Here is an 8,546-nt window from a genome sequence, read left to right on the forward strand (position 1 = left end):
TGCGTGGTCGCGTGGTCAGGCTCGGACTCGATCCTCGTCCAATGCGCTGCGCAGCGAAAGTGGCAGCTCCCGTTTGGTCCGCTCGGCGAGACCGGCCGCGACGTACGTGATCGTCAGGACGGCGCAGAGCATGCCGTCGGAGGCACGGTGGATCTCGTGCCGCAGGGTGAAGCTCGTCGTGCCCACCCGCACCGGCCGCACGACGATGTCCGCCCGGTCCCCCGCCGACAGGCTCGCCAGCCACTCGATGTCGGCGTGCCGCACGAGTGGCAGGGCGTCGGCCGCACGGGCCTGCTCCAACCCGTACCCACGGGAGGCGAGGTAGGCCAGCCTCGCGTCGTCGCACCACGCGAGGTACCACGCGTTGAACACCACCCCGACCTGGTCCACCTCGTAGAAGTGCACCTCCACGTGGTGGGTGAAGGCGGCAGGCTCGCCCCGGGACCCGCTCGCAGGTTGGGTCGGGGGCTCGCCCTGGGGCTCGCTCAGGGGTTGGGCCTGGGACTCACGCTGGGACTCACGCTGGGACTCGCGGTGGGACTCACGCTGGGACTCACGCTGGGACTCGGTCTGGGGCTCGGGCGGGATCGACACGACGAGCGAGCCTAGGTCACCTACCCCCACGGCCCGGCACCGCAGGGGCAGGTGTGGCGGCGGGCCGGGTCCCTGCGACCGTCACCGATGGGACGGCACGCAGAGCAGGAGCGCGGCGAGACAGACGGCTGCGGGGAACAGCAGCCCGGCCGGGAACCCGGCCGCCGTGGCGATCGCCCCCACCAGGACCGCACCGACGGCCGTCCCACCGTCGAACCCGACGTTCCAGCCGGCGCTGGCCACCGGGATGTGCGCCGGGTCCACCCGGGCGAAGGCGACCACGAGGGTGAGGTTCTGCAGGGCCCCGTAGGCGACGCCGACCAGTGCGGCACCGGGGAGCAGGAGCGCCAGGTCTCCCCCGTTGGCGGCCCCCCAGGCGCAGACGGCAAGCCCAGCCGCCCCGGTGAGGAGCAGCGGCGCGAGGAAGCGCTCGGCGCCATACCGGTCGGAGAGGTGACCGGCGCCCCAGCGGCAGGCGGCCGTCCCCACGCCGAGGACGAGCAGGACGGCAGCCGAGGCGGTGCCCGACCGGACGATCTGGGGCACGAAGGTGAGCAACCCTCCCCCGGCCATGGTCACGGCGAACAGCACGCCGGTGGGGCGGGCGACCGCGACGACACCCGCGCGGTCGAGCCGCGGCGCCTGCTCGGTGACCCGGTCGAGCGGGCCCAGCGCCCGGGCCACGGCGAAGGCGAAGGGCGCGGCCAGGACGGGCAGGCCGCCGAGGGCGAACACCCATCCGAAGCCCCACCGGTCGGCGACGGCGACGGAGGCGGGCAGGAGCACGAGGTTCGGCACGGCCACGGCGAGGCCGTAGGCGCCGATGGCCGCGCCCCGCCGGTGGGCCGGCACGAGGTGGGCGGCGACCGCCGACCCGGTGACCGTGAGGATGCCGAACCCCGCACCCCGGACCGCGGACAGGGCGAGGACGGACCAGAGGGCGTCCGACAGCAGGTAGAGCGGCGAGGCCACCCCCATGAGCACCACGCCGACCGCGATGACCGGGCCGTGCCCGAACCGGCGCAGCAGCGCGGGCACGGCGAACTGCGTGAGGACGGTGGCTGCGAGCAGGACACCGTTGACCAGCCCCGATCCGGCCTCGTCGGCGCCGCCGCGGACGGCCCACAGCGGGGCGACGGAGAGCAGGGCGGCGTACCCGCTGAAGCCCAGGACGGACAGCATCCCGAGCGCCGGCATGCCCGGCAGCCGCCACACCGACCCCGTGGTGGCGTGAGGTGGGCCCCCGCTCACCGTTCGAACAGGGCGACGCACTCGACGTGGTGCGTCATCGGGAACGCGTCGAAGGCGCGCAGCTCCCTCAGCTCGTAGCCGGCCTCGCGCAGGTAGGACGTGTCCCGGGCCAGCGCCGCCGGGTCGCACGCGACATAGGCGATGGCGCGCGGGGACAACCGGGTCACCTGGCCGACGACGTCCTTGCCCGCACCCGTCCGTGGCGGGTCGAGGACGACGAGGTCGGCGGTGAGCGGCAGGAGCGGGTGGCGACGCAGCTTGCGTGACCGCTGGCCGCGACGGCCGGCGGGACCCGACTTCGTCGCTCGCGGCACCCCGAACGCGTCGTCGACCCGCGCCCGCACCGCCAGGACCGACGGGTATGCCGCGAGGTTGCCGGCCGCGGCGGCGACGGCACCCGCGTCGGACTCGACCGCGACGACCTTGCCCTGCGGGCCGACGGCCCGCCCGAGGGCGGCGGCGAACAGGCCGACCCCCGAGTAGAGGTCGAGGGCGATCTCGCCCTCGCGCGGGCCGAGCATGCCGAGCACGGTCTCGACGAAGGTCGCTGCGGCACCGGGGTGGACCTGCCAGAACCCCCGGGCCGACACCTCGAAGTCGGCGACGAACGACGCGGCCTCGACGTGCTCGACGACGGTCGGGGCGTCGGCCTCGCCGGACGGCACGCGGACGACGACGGCCTCCCCTCGCGAGGGGGCGACGACGTCGACCGCGTCCTCACCGTCCCAGTGCCCACGCAGCACCTCGGTCGCGAGGATGCGCTCGTCGGCGATGAGGCAGGTGTCGACCGGGACGACGTCGTGGGACCGGTGCTGGCGCAGGCCGGCCCGGCCCACCTCGTCGACGGCGAACTCGACGCGGGTGCGCCACCGGAGCCCGTCGTGGTCCCCGGGCACCGGCTCGACGACGACCTCGACGTCGAGCTTGGCGATGCGGGAGAACTGTTCGCGGACCACGGTGGCCTTGAGGTCGCGCTGGTGCGCGACCCGGACGTGCTGGAAGTCGCAGCCGCCGCACAGGCCGGGCGCGGCATACGGGCAGGGGGCGGCGACGCGGTGCTCGCTGGCGTCGAGGACCTCGACGCAGTCGGCGCGGACGAACCGCTGGCCGTCCCGCGCCTCGGTGACCCGCACCCGGACCCGCTCACCGGGCAGCGCGTGCCGGACGAAGACGACGCGTCCCTCGTGGCGGGCGATGCAGAAGCCGCCGTGGGCGATCGGGCCGACCTCGACCTCGACCTCGTTGCCGACCCGCAGGTCGGCCTGCCCTGAAGCCTGCTCGGTGACGGTCACTGGCCGAGCCGGACCGAACCGGCGGTGGGCCCGTCGAACCGCTCCTCCTGGCCCTCGGAGGACGCGAGCTGCCACGGCACGCTCGCGACCATGACCCCGGGGGTGAACAACAGCCGGCCCTTGAGGCGCAACGCACTCTGGTTGTGCAGGACCTGCTCGTACCACTTGCCCAGGACGTACTCGGGGATGTAGACGACCACGACGTCGCGGGGGTGGCCGGAGCGCAGCGACTTCACGTAGTCGACGACGGGACGGGTGATCTCGCGGTAGGGCGAGTCGAGCGCCTTGAGCGGCACCGGGATGTCGCGGCGGTCCCACTCGTCCTGCAGCGCCTTGGTCTCGTCGGGCTCGACGTTGACGGTGATGGCCTCGAGCTTGGAGGGACGGGTGGCCCGCGCGTAGGCCAAGGCCCGCAGCGTCGGCTTGTGGATCTTGGAGACCAGCACGATCGCGTGCACCCGGCTGGGGAGCATCTGCGCGTCGACGTCGTCGTCGGAGACCCGCAGCTCGGCACGGACCCGCTCGTAGTGCTTGTGGATGCCGAGCATGAGGAAGAACAGGACGACCATCGCGGCGATGGCGTAACCGGCGCCGTGGGTGAACTTCGTCAGCAGCACGACGACCAGGACGATGCCGGACATGGTGGCGCCGACGGCGTTGATGACGCGGCTGCGCTTCATCCGCGACCGCTCGGAGGCGTCGCGCTCGAGGCGCAGGTGGCGGTTCCAGTGGCGGATCATCCCCGTCTGGCTGAGCGTGAAGGACACGAAGACACCGACGATGTACAGCTGGATCAGCTTCGTGACCTCGGCGTTGTACAGGACGATGAGGAAGGCAGCCGCCCCGGCGAGGATGAGGATGCCGTTGGAGAAGGCGAGCCGGTCACCTCGCGTGTGCAGCTGGCGCGGGAGGTAGCCGTCCTTGGCCAGGATCGAGCCGAGCACCGGGAAGCCGTTGAAGGCCGTGTTGGCGGCGAGGATGAGGATCAGGCCCGCGACGATCGACACGAGGATCACGCCGGGGTGGAAGCCCTGGAAGACCGCCTTGGCGACCTGGCCCATGATCGTGTCCTGCACGTACCCGGGGCCGACCGGCTTGCCGTCGCGGAGCAGCTGGGTCGCCGGGTCCTCGGCGTACTTGATGCCGGTCCACTTCGCGAGGGTGAGCATCGACATGAGCATGGTGATGGCGATGACGCCCATGAGCAGCAGCGTGCTGGCGGCGTTGCGGCTCTTGGGCTTCTTGAACGCCGGCACACCGTTGGAGATGGCCTCGACCCCGGTGAGGGCGGCACAGCCGGACGAGAACGCGCGCAGCAGGAGGAACAGCATCGCGAAGCTGCCGAGCTGTCCGTACCCGTCCTCCGGCACGAGGGTCAGCCCCGCGCTCTCGGCCTGCGGCAGGTTGCCGGTGACCTCGCGGACGACGCCGACGATGCCCATGCCGATGACGCTGAGCATGAACAGGTAGACCGGGACGGCGAACGCCTGCCCCGACTCGCGCACCCCGCGGAGGTTCATCGCCGTGAGGAGGACCACGAGCCCGACGGCGACGATCACCTCGTGGCCGCGGATGAACGGCAGTGCAGCAGCGGCGTTCTGGACACCGGAGGAGATCGACACCGCGACCGTGAGGACGTAGTCGACGAGCAGCGCCGAGGCCACCGTCAGGCCGGCCTTGGGACCGAGGTTGGTGTTGGCCACCTCGTAGTCGCCACCACCCGAGGGGTAGGCGTGGACGTTCTGGCGGTAGGACGCGACGACGACGAGCATGACCGCGACGACGCACAACCCGATCTGCCACGAGTGCGTCAGCGCGAGCGCACCACCGGCGAGGCCGAGGGTCAGGAAGATCTCGTCCGGCGCGTACGCCACGGACGACAACGCGTCGCTGGCGAAGATGGGCAGCGCCAGCTTCTTGGGGAGCAGGGTGTCGCCGAGGCGGTCGCTGCGCATCGCGCGACCGACAAGCACACGCTTGAGGACGCGTCCGGGAGTTGCCACGGCGAACACTCTAGGCGGCGCACGGGGTCGCTGTGCGAGACCCTGCCGCGGACCTGCGCGGCAGCGTGCACGAGGGGGTATGCCGCGGTGTAGCGTCACCGTCGTGCACTTCGTGATCATGGGCTGCGGCCGAGTGGGCTCGTCCCTCGCGCTGAGCCTCGAGAGCCAGGGCCACGACGTCGCGGTGATCGACCAGGAGGAGTCCGCGTTCCGACGCCTGGGCTCCGCGTTCGAGGGTCGCCGGGTCACCGGTGTCGGTTTCGACCGCGACACCCTGGCCGAGGCCGGCATCTCCGACGCGTACGCCTTCGCCGCCGTGTCCAGTGGTGACAACTCCAACATCCTCGCGGCCCGGGTGGCCCGCGAGACCTTCGGCGTCGAGCACGTCGTGGCGCGCATCTACGACCCCGGCCGCGCCGAGGTCTACCAGCGCCTCGGCATACCCACCGTCGCCACCGTGAAGTGGACGTCCGACCAGATGCTGCGCCGCCTGCTCCCCCAAGGCCACGTGCCCGAGCTGGTGGACCCGTCGGGCAAGGTCGTCATCGCCGAGGTCACCGTGAACCCCGGGTGGGTCGGACGGCTCGTCAGCGAGCTCGAGAGCGTCACCGGCACGCGCACCGCCTACCTGACGCGACTCGGCTCCGGCATCCTGCCGACCGCCGAGACCGTGTTCCAGGAGGGCGACCTGCTGCACGTCGCCGCCCTCGCGTCCGAGCTCCCGGCCGCGGAGCGCACCCTCGACGCCCCGCCCGCCCCGTCCGGGCACTGAGCAGAAGGAACCACATGCGCGTCGTCATCGCCGGGGCCGGGAGCGTCGGGCGCTCCATCGCCCGGGAGCTGCTGCACAACGGCCACCAGGTCCTCCTCATGGACAAGGACCGCAAGGACATCCAGTCCAGCCGCGTCCCCGAGGCCAACTGGCTGCTGGCGGACGCGTGCGAGATCACGGCCCTGCACGAGGCCGGCCTGGCCGAGTGCGACGTCGTCGTCGCCGCGACCGGTGACGACAAGGTCAACCTCGTCGTCTCCCTGCTGGCCAAGACCGAGTTCGGTGTGCCCCGCACGGTGGCCCGCGTCAACAACCCCAAGAACGAGTGGATGTTCGACGAGGCCTGGGGTGTCGACGTGGCCGTCTCGACCCCGCGCCTGATGACCGCCCTCGTCGAGGAGGCCGTCAGCGTCGGCGACCTCGTGCGCATCTTCCAGTTCCAGCAGGGCAAGGCGACGATGGTCGAGCTGACCCTGCCGCCGGACAGCCCCTACGCCGGCAAGCGGGTCGGCGACGTCGACTTCCCCGGCGAGACCGTCCTGGTCGGCATCATCCGCGAGGACCACCCGATCGCCCCCAGCCGCGACGACTCGCTGGAGCCGCACGACGAGCTGCTCTTCATCTCGACGCCGGAGTTCGAGGACGAGCTCGAGGCGATGCTCAGCCCCGGCGACCGCAACCCCCGCGGCGAGGCCTGAGCTCAGCCGCTCTCGGCGGTGGACCCCTCCAGGTCCTGCGGCGTCTGGCCGCGCACGAGCATCAGCCCCATCACGGCGAGCCCGGCGAGCCACAACGGCCAGCCCAGCGCCACCTTGGCCACACCGAGCCAGGCCACCTCACCCGCGAAGTAGAGCGGGAGCATGATGGCCACGCGCACGGCATACATCACGACGAGCACCATCGTCAGGCGCTGGCAGACGCGGACCAGGCCCCGGTCGCGGTGCCAGGAGAAGGGGTCCTCGGCAGCGCGGGGGTCGCCGGCGCCGACCATGAACCCAACCAGCGGCCACCGGCTGACGACCGAGACGAGGGCGGCGACACCCCATGCCGCGCTCGTGAGGATGCCCGGCAGGAACGCGTCCTGGGCCCGGCCGCTGCGCAGCGCGAAGAACGCGGCGATCGCCGTGGCCAGGGCGGCCGACCCGACGAACTGCAGGCTCTGGCGCTGGGCCAGCCGCACCACGGCGAGCACGACGATGACGGCCGCGGCAGCGATGACGGCCGTCCGCACGTCCTTGGTCGCGGTCCACACCACGACGAACGCGACGGTCGGCAGGGCCGTCTCGAGCGACCCGCGCCACCCGCCGAGGGCCTTGGAGAGCCGTTGGCGGATGACCTCCTCGACGGTCGCGGGCGGAACCGGCGCCCCGGTCGGCGCGGGTTCGTCCACCCCGGTCACACCGTCGTGGGCTCCGAGCTCGCGGTCAGTGGGCACGCAGCGGGACGATCTCGTAGGACGGGTTGAAGATCGTGGGGATGCCCCGGTAGTAGGTCACCCGGCCCTGGGCCCGCAGGTAGGTGCCCGGCTCGATCCCGGCGATCGACCGTCGGCCCAGCCAGACGAGGTTGATGGTGCGGCTGCCGTCGTAGAGGTCGATGACCAGGGCAGGCACGTTGACGCGCGGGCGCAGCGTCACGGCGCGGACGGTGCCGGACACGGTGGCCCGCTGACGGTCGAGCAGGTCGCACATCGGGGTGCAGCCCAGGCGGGCCGCGTCCTCGCGCAGCTCGTCGGCCTCCATCTGGGTGACCGACTTGGTGAGGCGCTCACCGAGCCGCGCGATCGCCGACTTGTGGTGTCCCTGGGGACCCTTGGTGCCGCGGGGCGGAGTGGTCTGCACGTCGTGGGCCATGGTGGTTACCGGACCTCGGTGATCTCGGGGCCACGCTCGAACGGCTTGAGGTCGTCGGTGTGGACGGTGGTGTCGGCGTCCTCGGACGCCTCGGGGTCGACGTCGCCGTCGGACTCTGCGTCGGGCTGGACCGGCAGCGTGAGCGTGAGCATCTCCCGTGGGGCCATCGCGTTGTCACCGCGGACGACGACCACGCTCCGGACGACCTCGAGCAGCGGGGCCGCCGCCTCGTCGTCGATCGCGGCGCGACCGGAGAACACGGCCCGCAGGAACCAGCGCGGTCCGTCGACGCCGGCGAACCGGGCGGGGGCGAAGACCGTGCGGCCGTCAGGTCCGGCGGACGGCATCCGGGTGCGCAGCTCGGTGCCGAGGGCGCCGTGCACCTCGTCGGCGGTGCCGCCCTGGGTGAGGATGGACTCGGCGATCTCCGAACGGATCTCGTCCCAGATGCCCATCGTCTTCGGTGCGGCGAAGGCCTGCAGCTGGACGGCCGAGTCGCCGATCACGGCAGTGGCACCGACGACCTGGTCAGCCGCCTCGTCCACCTCGAGCCGCAGCTCCATGCCGGCGACGCCGCGGATGCGCAGCGCACCGAGGTCGAGCCTGCCGTCGTCGGTGGTGTCGACCTCGGAGCTGTCGTGCGGGCCGTTGCCCTCACGGTCGACCGGGGCCGCCTTGGCAGCCGGGGCCGCGGCGGCGTCGTCAGCCGAGCCGTACTCGTCGGCGTTCGCTGCATCGGTCGGCTCGTCGAGCTCGGTCGCGTCGAGCGCCGGGTCGAGGG

9 protein-coding genes are annotated in these 8,546 nt (G+C 72.4%); 2 read left to right on the forward strand and 7 right to left on the reverse strand.

Annotated features, from left to right (window positions below; all coding sequences use genetic code 11):
* Positions 1 to 15 precede the first annotated feature (15 nt).
* From ASD62_RS03850 to ASD62_RS03865, 4 genes are all read right to left on the reverse strand, one after another.
* A complete protein-coding gene (locus ASD62_RS03850) occupies positions 16 to 594 on the reverse strand; it encodes a thioesterase family protein (RefSeq protein WP_056914832.1) in 579 nt (192 codons plus the stop codon).
* An 81-nt stretch (positions 595 to 675) separates the two neighbouring features.
* Positions 676 to 1,791 carry an MFS transporter gene (locus ASD62_RS03855; RefSeq protein WP_056917143.1) on the reverse strand — a complete coding sequence of 372 codons (1,116 nt, stop codon included), beginning with the start codon at positions 1,789 to 1,791 and terminating at the stop codon, positions 676 to 678.
* A gap of 50 nt (positions 1,792 to 1,841) precedes the next feature.
* Positions 1,842 to 3,137, reverse strand: a complete 1,296-nt coding sequence (locus tag ASD62_RS03860) for a class I SAM-dependent RNA methyltransferase (RefSeq protein ID WP_056914833.1) — start codon at positions 3,135 to 3,137, stop codon at positions 1,842 to 1,844.
* Complete coding sequence (locus ASD62_RS03865) at positions 3,134 to 5,092, reverse strand: APC family permease (RefSeq protein WP_157581555.1); 1,959 nt, start codon at positions 5,090 to 5,092, stop codon at positions 3,134 to 3,136. The genes ASD62_RS03860 and ASD62_RS03865 overlap by 4 nt, the downstream gene beginning before the upstream one ends.
* A 151-nt stretch (positions 5,093 to 5,243) precedes the next feature.
* On the opposite strand from ASD62_RS03865, the gene ASD62_RS03870 reads away from it, so the two are divergent.
* Positions 5,244 to 5,912, forward strand: coding sequence for a TrkA family potassium uptake protein (locus tag ASD62_RS03870; RefSeq protein WP_056917145.1), 669 nt, complete (start codon positions 5,244 to 5,246; stop codon positions 5,910 to 5,912).
* 14 nt (positions 5,913 to 5,926) lie between these two features.
* Complete coding sequence (locus ASD62_RS03875) at positions 5,927 to 6,610, forward strand: TrkA family potassium uptake protein (protein ID WP_056914834.1); 684 nt, start codon at positions 5,927 to 5,929, stop codon at positions 6,608 to 6,610.
* A 2-nt stretch (positions 6,611 to 6,612) separates the two neighbouring features.
* On the opposite strand, the gene ASD62_RS03880 is transcribed toward ASD62_RS03875, so the two are convergent.
* From ASD62_RS03880 to ASD62_RS03890, 3 genes are all read right to left on the reverse strand, one after another.
* Positions 6,613 to 7,347: a DUF3159 domain-containing protein gene (locus ASD62_RS03880; protein ID WP_235529029.1), complete on the reverse strand. Its 735-nt coding sequence runs from the start codon at positions 7,345 to 7,347 to the stop codon at positions 6,613 to 6,615.
* On the reverse strand, positions 7,337 to 7,654 hold the full coding sequence (locus tag ASD62_RS03885; RefSeq protein ID WP_056917147.1) for an OB-fold nucleic acid binding domain-containing protein: 318 nt from the start codon (positions 7,652 to 7,654) through the stop codon (positions 7,337 to 7,339). Before ASD62_RS03885 ends, ASD62_RS03880 begins: the two co-directional genes overlap by 11 nt.
* Positions 7,655 to 7,770: 116 nt before the next feature.
* The coding region (locus tag ASD62_RS03890; protein WP_056917148.1) for a DUF3710 domain-containing protein at positions 7,771 to 8,546 on the reverse strand (776 nt) is incomplete at its 5' end.

The sequence above is a fragment of the Phycicoccus sp. Root563 genome (genome assembly GCF_001427915.1).
Classification (GTDB): domain Bacteria; phylum Actinomycetota; class Actinomycetes; order Actinomycetales; family Dermatophilaceae; genus Pedococcus.

Coding starts and splice junctions, on each gene's coding strand:
- ASD62_RS03855 (WP_056917143.1), bottom strand. CDS start 1,791: ATGCCGGCGCTCGGGATGCTGTCCGTCCTGGGCTTCAGCGGGTACGCC.
- ASD62_RS03865 (WP_157581555.1), bottom strand. CDS start 5,092: ATGCGCAGCGACCGCCTCGGCGACACCCTGCTCCCCAAGAAGCTGGCG.
- ASD62_RS03875 (WP_056914834.1), top strand. CDS start 5,927: ATGCGCGTCGTCATCGCCGGGGCCGGGAGCGTCGGGCGCTCCATCGCC.
- ASD62_RS03885 (WP_056917147.1), bottom strand. CDS start 7,654: ATGGAGGCCGACGAGCTGCGCGAGGACGCGGCCCGCCTGGGCTGCACC.